Origin of the sequence: Aeromicrobium sp. NPDC092404, assembly GCF_040684095.1 — a bacterium.
In the GTDB taxonomy this organism is placed as follows: domain Bacteria; phylum Actinomycetota; class Actinomycetes; order Propionibacteriales; family Nocardioidaceae; genus Aeromicrobium.
The window spans coordinates 1124754-1138722 of the sequence record NZ_JBFBFI010000001.1; the positions used below are offsets into that span (position 1 = coordinate 1124754).

General features: G+C 71.3%; 16 protein-coding genes. 12 read left to right on the forward strand and 4 right to left on the reverse strand.

Features of this window, described 5'->3' with window-relative positions; all coding sequences use genetic code 11:
* Positions 1-16 precede the first annotated feature (16 nt).
* Entirely contained in the window at positions 17-775 is a 759-nt protein-coding gene (locus AB0N22_RS05785) for a sirohydrochlorin chelatase (RefSeq protein ID WP_364637065.1), read from the forward strand.
* Between the two features lie 61 nt (positions 776-836).
* Here the strand turns inward: AB0N22_RS05785 and AB0N22_RS05790 are convergent, their stop codons facing one another.
* The gene (locus tag AB0N22_RS05790) at positions 837-1676 is read right to left on the reverse strand and encodes a PPK2 family polyphosphate kinase (RefSeq protein ID WP_364637067.1); all 840 of its coding nucleotides are present in this window, start codon (positions 1674-1676) and stop codon (positions 837-839) included.
* 126 nt (positions 1677-1802) lie between these two features.
* On the opposite strand from AB0N22_RS05790, the gene AB0N22_RS05795 reads away from it, so the two are divergent.
* The 8 genes from AB0N22_RS05795 to AB0N22_RS05830 all read left to right on the forward strand — a co-directional run bounded on the left by AB0N22_RS05795 (position 1803) and on the right by AB0N22_RS05830 (position 7979).
* Positions 1803-2435, forward strand: coding sequence for a M15 family metallopeptidase (locus AB0N22_RS05795; RefSeq protein ID WP_364637069.1), 633 nt, complete (start codon positions 1803-1805; stop codon positions 2433-2435).
* A complete protein-coding gene (gene alr / locus AB0N22_RS05800) occupies positions 2432-3598 on the forward strand; it encodes an alanine racemase (protein ID WP_364637071.1) in 1167 nt (388 codons plus the stop codon). Before AB0N22_RS05795 ends, alr begins: the two co-directional genes overlap by 4 nt.
* A complete protein-coding gene (locus tag AB0N22_RS05805; protein WP_364637073.1) occupies positions 3595-4572 on the forward strand; it encodes a D-alanine--D-alanine ligase in 978 nt (325 codons plus the stop codon). The genes alr and AB0N22_RS05805 overlap by 4 nt, the downstream gene beginning before the upstream one ends.
* Positions 4573-4686: 114 nt before the next feature.
* A complete protein-coding gene (locus AB0N22_RS05810; RefSeq protein ID WP_364637075.1) occupies positions 4687-5967 on the forward strand; it encodes a histidine kinase in 1281 nt (426 codons plus the stop codon).
* A complete protein-coding gene (locus tag AB0N22_RS05815) occupies positions 5964-6635 on the forward strand; it encodes a response regulator transcription factor (RefSeq protein ID WP_364637077.1) in 672 nt (223 codons plus the stop codon). Before AB0N22_RS05810 ends, AB0N22_RS05815 begins: the two co-directional genes overlap by 4 nt.
* Positions 6636-6671: 36 nt before the next feature.
* Entirely contained in the window at positions 6672-7163 is a 492-nt protein-coding gene (locus AB0N22_RS05820; RefSeq protein WP_364637079.1) for a hypothetical protein, read from the forward strand.
* A gap of 28 nt (positions 7164-7191) precedes the next feature.
* Complete coding sequence (gene msrB / locus AB0N22_RS05825; protein ID WP_364637081.1) at positions 7192-7599, forward strand: peptide-methionine (R)-S-oxide reductase MsrB; 408 nt, start codon at positions 7192-7194, stop codon at positions 7597-7599.
* A gap of 20 nt (positions 7600-7619) precedes the next feature.
* Complete coding sequence (locus AB0N22_RS05830; RefSeq protein ID WP_364637083.1) at positions 7620-7979, forward strand: VOC family protein; 360 nt, start codon at positions 7620-7622, stop codon at positions 7977-7979.
* Here the strand turns inward: AB0N22_RS05830 and hemQ are convergent.
* The 3 genes from hemQ to hemE are packed head-to-tail and all read right to left on the reverse strand — an operon-like array spanning position 7976 to position 11059.
* A complete protein-coding gene (hemQ, locus tag AB0N22_RS05835; RefSeq protein WP_364637085.1) occupies positions 7976-8701 on the reverse strand; it encodes a hydrogen peroxide-dependent heme synthase in 726 nt (241 codons plus the stop codon). The two genes, AB0N22_RS05830 and hemQ, sit on opposite strands and share 4 nt — an antisense overlap.
* Complete coding sequence (gene hemG / locus AB0N22_RS05840) at positions 8698-10026, reverse strand: protoporphyrinogen oxidase (RefSeq protein WP_364637087.1); 1329 nt, start codon at positions 10024-10026, stop codon at positions 8698-8700. Before hemG ends, hemQ begins: the two co-directional genes overlap by 4 nt.
* A gap of 1 nt (position 10027) precedes the next feature.
* On the reverse strand, positions 10028-11059 hold the full coding sequence (hemE, locus tag AB0N22_RS05845; protein WP_364639234.1) for a uroporphyrinogen decarboxylase: 1032 nt from the start codon (positions 11057-11059) through the stop codon (positions 10028-10030).
* Between the two features lie 97 nt (positions 11060-11156).
* Here hemE and AB0N22_RS05850 point away from each other — a divergent pair, with 97 nt between their 5' ends.
* The 3 genes from AB0N22_RS05850 (at position 11157) to efeU (ending at position 13943) form a co-directional block, all read left to right on the forward strand.
* On the forward strand, positions 11157-11750 hold the full coding sequence (locus AB0N22_RS05850; RefSeq protein WP_364637089.1) for a DUF3000 domain-containing protein: 594 nt from the start codon (positions 11157-11159) through the stop codon (positions 11748-11750).
* Positions 11747-13021, forward strand: coding sequence for an HRDC domain-containing protein (locus tag AB0N22_RS05855; RefSeq protein ID WP_364637091.1), 1275 nt, complete (start codon positions 11747-11749; stop codon positions 13019-13021). Before AB0N22_RS05850 ends, AB0N22_RS05855 begins: the two co-directional genes overlap by 4 nt.
* 67 nt (positions 13022-13088) lie before the next feature.
* Positions 13089-13943 (forward strand): iron uptake transporter permease EfeU, encoded by an 855-nt coding sequence (efeU, locus tag AB0N22_RS05860; RefSeq protein ID WP_364639236.1) that lies wholly within the window; start codon positions 13089-13091, stop codon positions 13941-13943.
* Positions 13944-13969: the final 26 nt, after the last annotated feature.

The window sequence follows — 13969 nt, forward strand, 5'->3', positions numbered from 1 at the left end:
GGAAGGAGGATGCATCATGACCGCACCAGCACTCATTGCTCTTGCGCACGGCAGCCGCGACCCGCGTTCTGCCCAGACCATCACAGCCCTTACGGAGTTGGTGGCGTGCATGCGTCCCGACCTCCGGGTGGAGCCGGCGTTCCTCGACCTCGCCGAACCCGACTTCGACCGGGTCGTCGACCAGCTCGTCGCCGAGGGCTTCCAGGAGATCGTCGTCGTGCCCTTGCTGCTGACCGAGGCGTTCCACGCGAACGTCGACGTGCCGCAGGTCATCAAGGCCGCCCTGGGTCGTCACCCGGGCATCAAGATCGAGGCCACCAAGGTCCTCGGCATCGAGAACGCGTTCTTCCACGTGCTCGACAAGCGGCTGCGCGAGGCGCTGTCCAAGAACCGGGTCCGTGAGCTCGACGCGCTCGTGCTGGCCGGTGCCGGCTCGTCCGACCCGATCGCCAACGCGGCGATCTCGCGCGCAGCCCGCGCGTGGGGGGCGCACCACAAGCTCCCCACGATTGCGGCGTTCGCCTCGAGCGTCCCGCCTGCGGCCGGCGAGGCCGTGCGCACGCACCGTGCCGACGGCCGGCGTCACATCGCGGTCGGCCAGCTGTTCCTCGCGCCGGGCGTCCTGCCCGACCGCGTGGCCGAGCTGGCCATCGAGGCCGGCGCGGTCGCCGTGGCAGAGCCGCTGGGTGTCGACATCGAGGTGGCCCGGGTCATCCTGGCCCGCTACGCCGTCGGTGCCGTCGACCTCGTGCCGTTCGAGGCGCTGTTCGCCTGAGTCACTGCCTGATCCTCGGGCGTGTCGCAGAGATCCTTCTCGGCACGCTCGAGGAACGGGTTCACATTCCCGCTAGTCGGGCCTTCTCGGTGTCGGCGTCGAAGTCGGCCGGCGGCCACTCCAGCTCGAGCGCCCGGAGCTGTTCGAGCAGCAGGGCCGCCACCGCCCAGTTGCGGTACCACTTGCGCCCGCTGGGCACGAGGTGCCACGGTGCGTGCTCGGTGGAGCAGCGGTCGAGCACCAGCGCGTACGCGCGTTGGTAGTCGTCCCAGAGCATCCGCTCGTCGAGGTCGCCCGGGTTGTACTTCCAGTGCTTCGTTGGATCGTCCAGCCGCGCCAGCAGCCGCTCCTCCTGGTCGTCGGCGGTGATGTGGAGGAAGCACTTGATGAGGACGCCGCCGGACTCGGTGAAGCTGCGCTCGAAGTCGTTGATCGCGGCGTAGCGCCGCTCGATCTCCTCGGCCGGCGCCAGCTGGCGCACGCGACCGATCAGCACGTCCTCGTAGTGCGAGCGGTCGAAGACCCCGATCATGCCGGGCTCGGGCAGCCGGCTCTCCACCCGCCACAGGAAGTCGTGCTCGAGCTCCTCCGGCGTGGGCTTCTTGAACGAGGTGATGGACAGACCCTGCGGGTCGACCAAGCCGGCGACGTGGCGGATGATGCCGCCCTTGCCGGAGGTGTCCATGCCCTGCAGCACGACCAGCACGCGGGTTGCGGTGGTCTCCGAGCGACCTCCCGCGAAGAGCATCTCCTGCAGGGTGCTGAGCTCCTCGCCCATCGCGAACAGCTGCGCCTTGGCGTCGGCCTTCTTGCCGTCGAAGCCGGTCGTGGCGCGTGAGTCGTACGCCGAGAGGTCGACCGGGGACGAGACGGTCAGCGCCGGACCGAGGAGGTGTGCCATGTCCCGCAGTATGCCCCGTTATCTGCGACGCGGCTCGGTCCCGAGTCGGGACACCTGGTACCCGAGGACCGCGGCTCGGTACCTCAGGTGGAGGTCGGGGCCGCCGCCGATCCATAGCGTCGAAGCGTGACGATCCTCATCGACGACCCTCGCGTCGCCGCGATCCCGGTCCATGACCTCGGTGACCCTCTGGTCGACCTCGCCGACCTGGCGCCGACCGCCGTCGGCGCCGCACGGCTGGCTCGTCGGGGTCTGGCCATGCGCCTGCGCGCGGCCGACGACCTGCTGCCGCGGGGCATCCGGCTCCGTGTGGTCGAAGGCTGCCGCACGGTGGCCGCGCAGCAATCCATCATCGACGACTACTCACGCCGGCTGCGTGTCGAACAACCCCGGTTGCGGGCCGAAGAGCTTGCCCGCCTGGTCAGCCGGTACGTCGCGCCCATTGCGAACGCGCCCCACGTCGCCGGCGCCGCAGCCGACCTGACGCTCGTCGACACCGCCGGCGAGGAGCTCTGGATGGGCACGGCCCTGGACGCAACCCCGGAGGACAGCGACGGCGCGTGCTTCACCGCAGCCCCGGGTCTCGACGCTCTGGCGCAGGCACATCGTGCGCTCCTCGTCTCGACGCTCGAGAGCGTCGGGCTGGTCAACTACCCCACGGAGTGGTGGCACTGGAGCTTCGGCGACCGCTACTGGGCATACCTCACCCACGCGTCACATGCTCGCTACGGACCGCTCACCCAGGAGGCGGCGGCATGAGCGCCCAGCTCGCTCACGCGCATCGCCGGCGTCCCCGCACTCCCCTGCTGAAGATCGACCTGGAGGCGGTCGCCGCCAACACCCGCCTGCTCGCGGGGCGCGCGAACGGCGCGCTCATGGCCGTGGTGAAGGCCGACGGGTTCGGCCACGGGGCCGTCCCGGTCGCCCGTACGGCGTTGGCCAACGGCGCGACCTCGCTGGGCGTCACGTCGCTCGACGAGGCGCTCGAGCTGCGGGACGCCGGTTTGGTGGCGCCGGTACTGAGCTGGCTCAACACCCCCGACGCCGACTACACGACGGCGATCCGGCGTGACGTCCAGGTCGCCGTCCCCGGCCCGGAGCACCTCGCGGCCGTCGCGGCCGCGGCACGCCTCTCGGGGGCGGTCGCCGACATCCACCTGCACGCCGACACCGGGATGGCTCGCGACGGCGCGGCTCCGGAGGACTGGCTGCGGTTGTGCGTGCTCGCCCGCGAGGCACAGACCCGTGGTCGCGTGCGGGTCGTCGGGCTCATGGGACACCTCGGCTCGGCGGACGATCCGGCCGACCCGGCGAACGTCGCAGGACGGCGCGCGTTCGGTCGGTTCAACCGCATCGCGCGCGCCTGCGGCCTGCGACCCGTCACTCGTCATCTCGCGGCGACTGCCGCCACGCTGACCGCCCCCCGGAGCCACCACGATCTCTGCCGGGTCGGTGCCGGCCTCGTCGGCATCGACCCGACCGGCACGACGCCGTTGAGCGGAGCGATGACCGTGACCGCTCCGGTCGTCAGCGTCCGGCAGGTCCCGGCCGGGACGCCAGTGGGCTACGGGCGCACGTTCGTGACGAGCCGGCCGTCCGCTCTCGCGCTCGTGCCGGTCGGGTACGCGGACGGCATGCCGCGCGCCGCCTCCGGACGAGCCGAGGTGCTGGTCGCCTGCCGGCGCCGGCCCGTCGTCGGCCGGATCTCGATGGACCAGCTCGTCGTCGACGTGACCGGGCTGCAGGTGCGGCCCGACGACCCGGTGATCGTCCTGGGTCCTGGTGCTCGCGGCGAGCCCACGACGGCCGACTGGGCCACGTGGTCCGGGACGCTCCCGCACGAGATCGTGACGGGCTTCGGCGCCCGGCTCGCACGGACCATCCACCCCGCCACGACGTCCCACCTGCGGAGCCTCACGTGAGCCGCGTGCGCGTCGCGGTGATCGGCGGCGGGCAGAGCTCCGAGCACGCGGTGTCCCTGGCGTCGGCGGCATCGGTCGCCGCCGCGCTCGATCCGAGCGAGCACGACGTCGTGACGCTGACGATCGGGCGGGACGGGACCTGGCAGGACGCGACCGGTCCCCTGGGCACCTCGTCGGCCCGGAGCCTCGCGGCGGCCGTGGAACAGATCGCGACCTGTGACGTCGCGCTGCCGGTCGTGCACGGGCCGAAGGGCGAGGACGGCACGCTGGCCGCGCTGTGCGACTTGGCCGGCGTCCCGTACGTCGGCAGTGGCGTGCGGGGAGGAGCCCTGGCGATGGACAAGTGGGCGACCAAGCTGGTCGCGCAGGAGCTCGGCATCCGTACGGCCCATGGCGACCTCGTGACGGCGACCGACGCGCGGCGGCTGTCGTTCGAGGACCCTGTCGTCGTCAAGCCGGTCGCCGCGGGCTCGAGCCACGGGGTGACGCTCGTGCGCACCGCAGCCGACCTGGACGCGGCCATCGAGACCGCGCTCGCGCTCGACGACAGAGCGCTCGTCGAGGAGCTGGTGACGGGACGCGAGGTGGACATCGCCGTCCTCGAGCGCCCCGACGGCTCCCGTCTCGTCGGGCCTGCGTTGGAGATCGTGGTGCCCCGGGATGCCCTGTTCGACGCGGACACGAAGTACGACGGCAGCGCGGACTTCCGCCTGCCGGCGCAGCTCGAGGAGCCCGACCTCAAGGCGCTCTCGGACGCGGCCCTGGCGCTGTTCGACGCGCTGGGGTGCGCCGGCGTGGCCCGGTTCGACTTCTTCCTCACCCCGGACGGCCCGGTGCTCAACGAGGTCAACACGATGCCGGGCATGACGGCCGAGTCGCAGGTGCCGAGGATGTTCGCGGCGATCGGCCTGCCGTACGCCGACCTGCTCGCCGAGCTCGTCGCGGCCGCACTGGGCACGGCACGGGCCCGATGACCCTGCGCCCACGACCACGACTGCTGGAGGACGCACCGTGATTTCATGGGACCAGCACTGGCCGCACCACCCGCACGGAGGCACTCCCATCCCACGGCATCGCACCGGACCACGATGACGGCCTCGTCATCGGTCTTCGGGACCCCGGAGGCGCGGCGTGAGTGGTGGCCCGACGCCACCCTCGGCGGCGCCGTGGCGTTCGTCGGCTTCGCCGAGCAGACCTCGGGCTTCCAGTTCCTCGGTGAGGTCACGCTCGACGCCTGGGTCGTGATCCTTGGCTTCAGCCTGGCGGCCGGCCTGTCCCGACGGGTGCCTGGCGCCGCGCTGGCCGTCGTGTGGGCGACCTGCATCCTGCAGGTGCTGACCGGGTCCCGCTTGATGATCATCGAGCTGGCCGTCGCGTTCGTCGCCTTCGGCACCGCGCGCTATGGCAGCCCTCTGGTGGTCTGGCTCAGCGGGCTGTCCATCCCGATCGGCACCGTCGCGGCTCTCATCGTCGTGCGCGAGGTCGGGTCCGGTTTCCTCGCCCGCCTGTACAACCCTGTCCGGACGATCTACACCGATGGCTCGGTCGGTCCGGCCACCATGGCGATGTTCGGTCTCGCGGTGCTGGCCGTGCCTTGGCTCCTCGGCCTGCTGGTGCGCAGTCGGGCGCAGACCGAGGTGTCCCGTGCCGATCGCGATGTCGCCGAGATGCTCCGCGAGGAGGCCGAGGCCGGACGGGCGCAGGCCCAGGAGATTGCCGACCTCCGTGCGGAGCAGGCTCGGCTGGCGCACGACGTGCACGACGTGGTCGGCCACTCCTTGGCGGTCATCCTGGCGCAAGCCGAGTCGGCGCAGTTCCTGCCCGAGGACGACACCGACCGGATCCGGCAGACGCTGCAGAACGTCGCCGTCTCGGCGCGACAGTCCCTCCAGGACGTACGCACGGTGCTGTCCGGCGGCGACGAGCTCGGGACGACGACCGCCGGGCTCGACGGCCTCGTCGACAGCCTTTGGATCGCCGGCAACGACCTGCGCTCCTCGGTCGTCGGCGAGCCGAGGCCGCTGCCGCCCGAGCTGGACGTCGTCGCCTATCGCGTCCTCCAGGAGATGCTGACCAACGCGCTCAAGCACGGGCGGCGCGGGGAACCGGTCTGGATCGAGCGCCACTGGGAGGGCGAGCTGCGGATCGAGGTCCGTAACCTGGTCGACGACTCGTCCGACCCGGACTGGCCGGTCGACCCCGCTGCGCCCGAACCCACGGCGCCCGGGAGCGGCATCGCCGGCATGCGGCGCCGGGTCGAGTCGGTCGGCGGCCACCTCGACGTACGCCGGAGGCACGACGACCAGCACGGCATGACGTTCACGACCACCGCATGGGTGCCCTTCCGCACGACGGCGAGCAGAGCGTGACCGATCCCATCCGCGTCCTGCTCGTGGACGACCAGGAGCTGTTCCGCGCCGGGGTCTCCGTCATCGTCGGGGCGCAGCCCGACATGGAGGTCGTCGGCGACGCGGCGGACGGCCGGGAGGGCGTGCGGCTCGTCGACGAGCTGCAGCCCGACGTCGTGCTGATGGACATCCGGATGCCCGAGCTCGACGGGGTCGAGGCGACCCGCCTGATCTTCTCGCCGGACCGCGTCGCCCGTCGTACGTCGCCGGTGCGGGTCGTCGTGCTGACGACGTTCAACCTCGACGACCGTGCGGCGACCGCGATCCGGCACGGAGCGAGCGGCTTCCTGCTCAAGGACGCCACGCCGGTCATGCTGCGTGACGCGATCCGCACGGTTCACGCTGGCAACGCCGTCCTCGCCCCTGACGACCTCACGTCGCTCCTCGAAGGAACGTTCCGCAGCCGCAAGCCGGTCCCACCGGGATACGCCGGGCTCACGACCAAGGAGCGCGAGGTCCTCGGCGCGGTCGCCCGCGGCCTGAGCAACGCCGAGGTCGGGCAGGAGGTCTTCGCCAGCGAGTCGACCGTCAAGACCCATGTGGGGGCCATCCTGCGCAAGCTCGACCTGCGCGACCGCGTGCAGATCGTGGTGTTCGCCCACGAGCACGGCCTGGCCGGCGACGGGTGACGTGCCGGTCGCGGCCCCGGCCGTAGGATGATTCCCATGTATGACGTCGCACTCCTCATCGAACGCCAGCTCAACGACCTCGACGCGGCGCAGATCATCGCGTTGCACGAGGGGCTCGAGGACACCGTCCGCTACCACCTCCTGCTGCCGGTCGAGAGCTCGAACCAGGTCCTGACCTCCTCGATGAGCGCGCTGGGCTCGGGCCAGATCGTGCCGATCTCGGAGCCCGACGCCATCGAGGACGCGCAGGAGGAGATGGTCAGGGCCGGGCAGTCGGAGCTGGACGCCAGCGCCGACCTGATCCGCGCCCGAGGCCAGCAGGTCACCGCGGTCCTCACCGAGGACGACCCGATCGACGCCCTCGTCCAGCTCGTCAAGGACACCGGTTCGTCCGAGGCGATCATCCTGACCGAGCCGCACGTCGTGCAGGAGTTCCTGCGCATCGACTGGACCGCACGCGCGCAGCGCAAGCTCGACGTCCCCAGCGTCCACCTGCTCGAGCACGTCCCGTTCGACGCCCAACGCTGATCGGGACCCCCGTCGTAGGCTGGGTCCCATGACGTACGACGTGGAGAAGACCGAGGAAGAGTGGAAGGCCGAGCTCAGCCCCGAGGAGTACCAGGTGCTGCGCAAGCAGGGCACCGAGCGTCCCTTCAGCTCGTCCTACGAGACGGATCCGACCGTCGGGGTCTACGCCTGCCGCGCGTGCGGTGCCGAGCTGTTCCGCAGCGAGACCAAGTTCGACGCACACTGCGGCTGGCCGGCCTTCTACGCCCCGCTGGCCGAGGACCGGGTGCAGTACATCGAGGACCGTTCGCTCTTCGGCGGCGTACGCATCGAGGTCCGCTGCTCGCGTTGCGGGTCGCACCTGGGCCATGTGTTCGAGGGCGAGGGCTTCCCGACCCCGACCGACCAGCGCTTCTGCATCAACGGCGTGGCCCTGCAGCTGCAACCCGACGCCTGACGCCTCGATAGCGTGAAGCCATGACTCTCACGCTCGGCATGATCACGGCGGACACGACCGACGCCCTGCGGCTCGCACGCTGGTGGGCCGACCAGGTCGGCGGGACGATCGAGCAGGAGCACGACGGCTGGTACGTCATCGTCGGCATGCCCGGCCCGACCCCCAAGCTGGCCTTCCAGAAGGTCACGGACCCGACGCCGGGCAAGAACCGGCTGCACCTCGACCTCTCGGCGCCTGACCGCGAGGCGGAGACCGAGCGGCTCGTGGCGGCCGGGGCCACGCTGGTCGAGCGGCAGGAGCTGCAGGGCCACCGCTGGAACGTGCTGTCCGACCCCGACGGCAACCAGTTCTGCGTGTACGAGGCGCCGGAGTCGCCCTAGGGCCAGCGCTCGGTGAGCTCGGTGACGGTGTGGGCGCGGCCCGTGTAGAACGGGATCTCCTCGCGCACGTGGCGGCGGGCGCGGCTGGCGCGGAGCTCGCGCATGAGGTCGACGATGCGGTGCAGCTCATCGGCCTCGAACGCCAGGATCCACTCGTAGTCGCCCAGCGCGAACGACGCGACCGTGTTGGCGCGCACGTCCGGGTAGTCCCGAGCCTGCATGCCGTGCTCTCGCAGCATGTCGCGACGCTCCTCCTCGGGCAGGAGGTACCACTCGTAGGAGCGGACGAACGGATAGACGCAGACGTAGGGGTGCGTCTCCTCGTCGGCCATGAAGGCCGGGATGTGCGAACGGTTGAACTCCGCGGGACGGTGCAGCGCCATCTGCGACCACACCGGGGTCATGTGCGAGCCCAGCTCGGTCCGGCGGAACGCGTTGTAGGCGGCCTGGAGGGCATCGCTCGTCGGCGCGTGCCACCAGATCATCAGGTCGGCATCCGCGCGCAGCCCGCTGACGTCGTACGTCCCCCGCACCACGACGTCGTCGGCGGCAAGCGTGTCGATCAGCTGCTCGACCTCGGCGGCGAAGGCCGTGCGGGGTGCGTCGCCGAGGGGGCGGTCGAGACGGAACACCGACCACATCGTGTAGCGGATCGTGTCGTTGATCTCCTTGGCCAGCTTGCCCTTGCTTCTAGGGTGCTCAGTCTCTATCCGCTCGCTCATGACTCGATTGTCCCAGCGTCGAGGATGCGCCGGGCAGCCGCCCGACCCGAGGCGATGACCGCGGGGATGCCGACGCCGCGATAGGCCGCGCCGCACACCTCCAGGTCCGGCACCGCCGCGACGGAGCGCTCGACGATCTCGACCCGGTCGAGGTGCCCGACGTCGTACTGCGGCAGCCCCCCGCCCCAGCGCTGCACGGCCCAGTCGAGCGGCTCGGGGAGGCCGCCGAACGCCGTACGCAGGTCGGCGAGCGCGCGAGCGGCGATGTCACCGTCGTCGTGCTGCAGCAGCGTGGCCTCGCCGGCGCGTCCGACGGAGGCACGGACGACCGTACGGCCGCTGTCCGCGACCCACCCCCACTTGCTGGACGAGACTGTGGCGGCCTTGATGAACGTGCCGTCGACCGGCGGGACCAGGAATCCGGAGCCCTCGAACGCAGGCGGCTCGTCGAGGACGTAGGTGACGATGGCCATGCTGGCGTAGTCGATCGCGGCGAGGGCGAAGGCCGCCTCGGGCGCATCCTCGGCGATGAGCCGCGCGGCGGCCGGAGCCGGCGCGGCGACGACGACGGCGTCGACGTCCAGGTGCTCCACGTCCGTGGTCGGTCCGACCGACAACCGCCATCCGTCCGCCGTGCGCGTGACGGCACGGACCGTCGACTCCAGGCGTACGTCGATCCCCGGAGTCGCCGCGACCGCCGCCGGAAGCTGGCCCACTCCCCCCACCAGGCCCGCGAAGACCGGTCCGGTCGATTCGGCGGCGGACCGCGCGCTCGCCGCACCGGCGAGCAGGTCCGGTCCCAGCGCGGCGACCTGCGGCGTCGTGGCGTGCAGTGAGAGCGCATCGGTGTGGCCGGCATAGACCCCGCCGAGCAGCGGCTCGACGAGCCGGTCGAGCACGTCGCGGCCGAGGCGGTCGGTCACGAACTCGGCGACCGAGACGTCGTCGTCAGGCACCGGCACGACGCGCGGGTCGACCTCCGCGATCCCCGAGGCCCTCAGCGCGTCGACGTCGGCGGGCACGCCCATGACCGTCGGCGGCATCGGCCGCAGCGCACCGTGGGTCCAGATCGACGCCGAGATCGTCCTCGGGTGGACCACGCGGTCGTCGAGGCCGACGGCGTGCACCAGGTCGAGACCCTCGGGTCTGCGGGCCAGGATCGACTCCGCACCGAGGTCGAGGGTGAGGTCACCGACCGAGCCGAGCTTGAGCTTGCCACCGATGCGGTCCGAGCCCTCGAGGACGACGACGGCGGCACCGCCGGACGCCAGCTCGTACGCTGCGGCGAGGCCGGACATGCCGCCCCCGACGACCGCGACCCGCATGTCAGTGCTGGGTCGGCTGGTAGCCGTGGACGAAGTCGACGAGCCGTGCCAGGGCGTCCGGGTCGGTGGCCGGCAGGACGCCGTGGCCCAGGTTGAACACGTGGCCCTCGGCCGCCTGGCCGGCGTCGATGATCTCCGCGGCCCGGGCGTGCACGAACTCGGTCGGTGCGAACACAGCGGTGGGGTCGAGGTTGCCCTGGACCGCCTTCCCCGGACCGACGCGACGCACGGCCTCGTCGAGCGGGACCCGCCAGTCGACACCCACGACGTCCGCGCCGGCATCCCCCATGGAGTGCAGCAGCTCGCCGGTGCCGACGCCGAAGTGGATGCGCGGCACGCCGAGGTCGGCGACGGACGCCAGCACGGCGGCCGAGTGCGGCTTGACGTACGTCTCGTAGTCCGCGAGCGACAGCGCGCCGGCCCACGAGTCGAACAGCTGGATCGCGGAGGCCCCGGCCTCGACCTGCAGGCGCAGGAACTGGCCGGCGATCGCTGCGACCCGGTCGAGCAGCCCGCGCCACAGGTCGGGCTCGGAGTACATCAGCTGCTTGGTCAGCCGATGGTCGCGCGACGGGCCACCCTCGACGAGGTAGGACGCGAGCGTGAACGGTGCTCCCGCGAACCCGATCAGCGGCGTGGAGCCGAGCTCGCCGACCAACGCGGTGACCGCGTCGGTGATCGGGGTGACGTCGTCGGGCTCGAGGTCGCGGAACTGGGAGAGCTGGGACGCGGTCCGGAGCGGGTCGGCGATCACGGGGCCGGTGCCGGGGACGATGTCCAGGTCGACACCGATGGCCTTGAGCGGCACGACGATGTCGGAGAAGAAGATCGCCGCGTCGACGCCGTAGCGGCGGACGGGCTGCATCGTGATCTCGACGACCATGTCGGTGCGGAAGCACGAGTCGAGCATCGTCGTGCCCTCACGCAGGGCAAGGTACTCGGGGAGCGAACGACCGGCCTGGCGCATGAACCACACCGGCGTGTGGGACGGCTGCTCGCCTCGGCAGGCCTGGAGGAACGCGCTGTCGGTCATCGTCGTGGGCACCCCGCCATTGTCTCAGGTGGGCACCGACCGGGGCCGTGCGGAGTGTCGAGGCCCACCCTGAGCCGTACGCGCCTACGATCACAGTGTGGGAGCCCGAAGCGACATCGACCGCACCCCCGCGCAGTTCACCGCTGCGGTGGAGCTGATCCGGCAAGCCGTCCTACGACCTGAGGTCGTGGTCGACGAGATGCCCGCGCCGCAACGCATCGCCCCGCACGCCTTCGCCATCAGCGGTGACGTCCTGGTCGGCGACGACGAGCTGGCGACCGGGCGCTTCATCCTGCTGCACGACCCGGCCGGCAACGACGCTTGGGGCGGTACCTTCCGTTGTGTGACCTTCGCGCGCGCAGACATCGAGGCCGACATGGCCGCCGATCCCGTCCTGCCCAGCGTCGGCTGGAGCTGGCTGACCGAGGCCCTCGAGGCGTACGGCAGCGGCTACACCGCCGGCAGCGGCAGCGTCACGGTCGTGCGCTCGGAGGGCTTCGGCGAGATGGAGGCCGACGGCTCGGACGCCCAGATCGAGGTTCGTGCCTCCTGGACGCCCCTCGTCGAGGCCCCGACCCCCGGCATGGACTCCCACGCTGCTGCGTGGTCCAACCTCCTGTGCGCGATCGCCGGGCTGCCCCCGCTCGCGCCCGGCGTGATCCCCCTCCCCCGCAGGCGTGGTGTCCGTTGACCTCTCCCGACCACCCCGCCCCCGAGACCCCGACCGACGCCATCGACGACGAGACGCCGGAACCGGTCATCCCGCAGGCGCCGCGCCTCGAGCTCCGCGACCCGTTGCCGCCCGTCGTCGACACCCCCGAGCTGCTCCGCGACACCTGCGAGCGCATCGCGGCCGGCACCGGCCCCATCGCGCTCGACGCCGAGCGCGCCTCGGGCTACCGCTACTCCCAGCGCGCCTATCTCGTGCAGGTACGCCGCGAGGGCTCGGGGACGCACCTGATCGACCCCATCGCGTTCGACAGCCTGGTGCCGCTCGACACCGCGTTCGACGGCAACGAGTGGATCCTGCACGCGGCGACCCAGGACCTGATGTGCCTCGCTGAGGTCGGTCTCTATCCCGAGTCGCTGTTCGACACCGAGCTCGCCGGCCGGCTGCTCAACCTGCCCCGGGTCGGTCTGGCCGCGCTGGTCGAGCACTACCTCGGCCTCAGCCTCGCCAAGGAGTTCTCCGCGGCGGACTGGTCGACCCGTCCCCTGCCCGAGCCGTGGCTCGTCTACGCCGCCCTCGACGTCGAGGTGCTGATCGAGCTCCGCAACCTGATCGACGCCGACCTGCAGAAGACCGGCAAGCGCGAGTGGGCCGCCGAGGAGTTCGAGGCCCTGCTGTCGTTCCAAGGCCCGCCCGAGCGCAAGGAGCCCTGGCGGAGGACCTCCGGCATCCACAAGGCGCGGGGCCGCCGGGCGCTCGGGCTGGTGCGCGAGATCTGGGAGACTCGCGACGCGATCGCCGAGGCTCGCGACACGACGCCGGGTCGCATCCTGCCCGACACGTCGATCCTCGAGATCGCCGTCAACCCACCCCAGGACGAGAACGCCCTCAAGTCGATGCGCATCATGCGCAACCGGGGTCCGCGCCGCTTCCTCAGCGCGTGGCACGACGCGGTCGAGCGCGGTCTGTCTCTCGACGAGTCCGAGCTGCCGACGACCGGTCAGCGTACGGACGGCCCGCCGCCCCCACGGGCGTGGGCCGACAAGAACCCCGACGCCGCCGACCGCCTCGCCCGCAGCCGTGAGGTCGTCGTCGAGCTCGCCGAGAAGCACGACCTGCCGACCGAGAACCTCATCAGCCCGCAGCTCGTGCGCAACCTCGCCTGGGAGCCGCCCAACCCGATCACGGTCGACACCGTCACCGAGGCACTGACCGCCGATGGTGCGCGTGCCTGGCAGATCGGGCTCATCGTCGAACCCCTGACGGCAGCGCTCCGACCTGAGGGCGTGTGACCGGGTTCTTAGGATTCGCGTGCGTGAGGTAAGCACGACCTAAGTTACGATCAGCGGTGTGTTCGCCATGCTCCTGATCGGTCTCCGCGAGGGGCTCGAAGCCAGCCTCATCGTCAGCATCCTCGTCGCCTACCTGGTCAAGACCGATCGGCGCCACGAGATCCGCTACGTCTGGGCGGGCGTGGCGACCGCGCTCGCCGTCGTGATCGCGGTGTTCACGTTCATCACGATCGTGTTCGAGCAGCTGTCGTTCAAGACCCAGGAGGCCGTGGGCGGCACGATGTCGATCCTCGCCGCTGCCCTCGTGACCTGGATGATCTTCTGGATGCGGCGCACCGCGCGGGGCCTCAAGAGGGAGCTGGAGGGCGAGATGGCCTCCGCCGTCGCACTGGGGAGCGGCGCCATCGCCCTCGTCGCGTTCCTCACGGTCGGCCGCGAGGGTCTCGAGACCGCCGCCATCATGTGGAGCACGATCGAGACCGCCAGCACCCCACGGCCCTTCATCGGGGCGACGCTGGGCATCCTCATCGCGGTCGTCCTGGGCATCGGCATCTACCGCGGAGCCATCCGGGTCAACCTCGGCAAGTTCTTCACGGTCACGGGCTTCCTGCTGATCATCGTCGCCGCGGGCGTGCTGGCGTACGGCGTGTACGACCTGCAGGAGGCCGGGTTCCTGCCACGCCTGACCGGGGACGTCGGCAGCATCGCGAACCTCGGCAACCAGGTCTTCAACATCGCGTCGACCATCCCGTCGGACAGCTGGTACGGCACGCTGCTCAAGGGCACCGTCAACTTCCAGCCCGACCCGTCGTGGCTGCAGGCGATCTGCTGGGCGGCCTACCTCCTGGTGATCCTGCCGCTCTACGCCCGCAAGCCCAAGACTCCCGCCCGGGTCGACGACAAGATCGTCCACAGCGCCTGATCTTGGGCTCCCGCGGTTACCGTTGT

Bases quoted from the DNA above. Each gene is read 5' to 3' on its own strand.
- AB0N22_RS05785 (WP_364637065.1), top strand. From the start codon at position 17: ATGACCGCACCAGCACTCATTGCTCTTGCGCACGGCAGCCGCGACCCG.
- AB0N22_RS05790 (WP_364637067.1), bottom strand. From the start codon at position 1,676: ATGGCACACCTCCTCGGTCCGGCGCTGACCGTCTCGTCCCCGGTCGAC.
- alr (WP_364637071.1), top strand. From the start codon at position 2,432: ATGAGCGCCCAGCTCGCTCACGCGCATCGCCGGCGTCCCCGCACTCCC.
- AB0N22_RS05810 (WP_364637075.1), top strand. From the start codon at position 4,687: ATGACGGCCTCGTCATCGGTCTTCGGGACCCCGGAGGCGCGGCGTGAG.
- AB0N22_RS05820 (WP_364637079.1), top strand. From the start codon at position 6,672: ATGTATGACGTCGCACTCCTCATCGAACGCCAGCTCAACGACCTCGAC.
- msrB (WP_364637081.1), top strand. From the start codon at position 7,192: ATGACGTACGACGTGGAGAAGACCGAGGAAGAGTGGAAGGCCGAGCTC.
- AB0N22_RS05830 (WP_364637083.1), top strand. From the start codon at position 7,620: ATGACTCTCACGCTCGGCATGATCACGGCGGACACGACCGACGCCCTG.
- hemQ (WP_364637085.1), bottom strand. From the start codon at position 8,701: ATGAGCGAGCGGATAGAGACTGAGCACCCTAGAAGCAAGGGCAAGCTG.
- hemG (WP_364637087.1), bottom strand. From the start codon at position 10,026: ATGCGGGTCGCGGTCGTCGGGGGCGGCATGTCCGGCCTCGCCGCAGCG.
- hemE (WP_364639234.1), bottom strand. From the start codon at position 11,059: ATGACCGACAGCGCGTTCCTCCAGGCCTGCCGAGGCGAGCAGCCGTCC.
- efeU (WP_364639236.1), top strand. From the start codon at position 13,089: ATGCTCCTGATCGGTCTCCGCGAGGGGCTCGAAGCCAGCCTCATCGTC.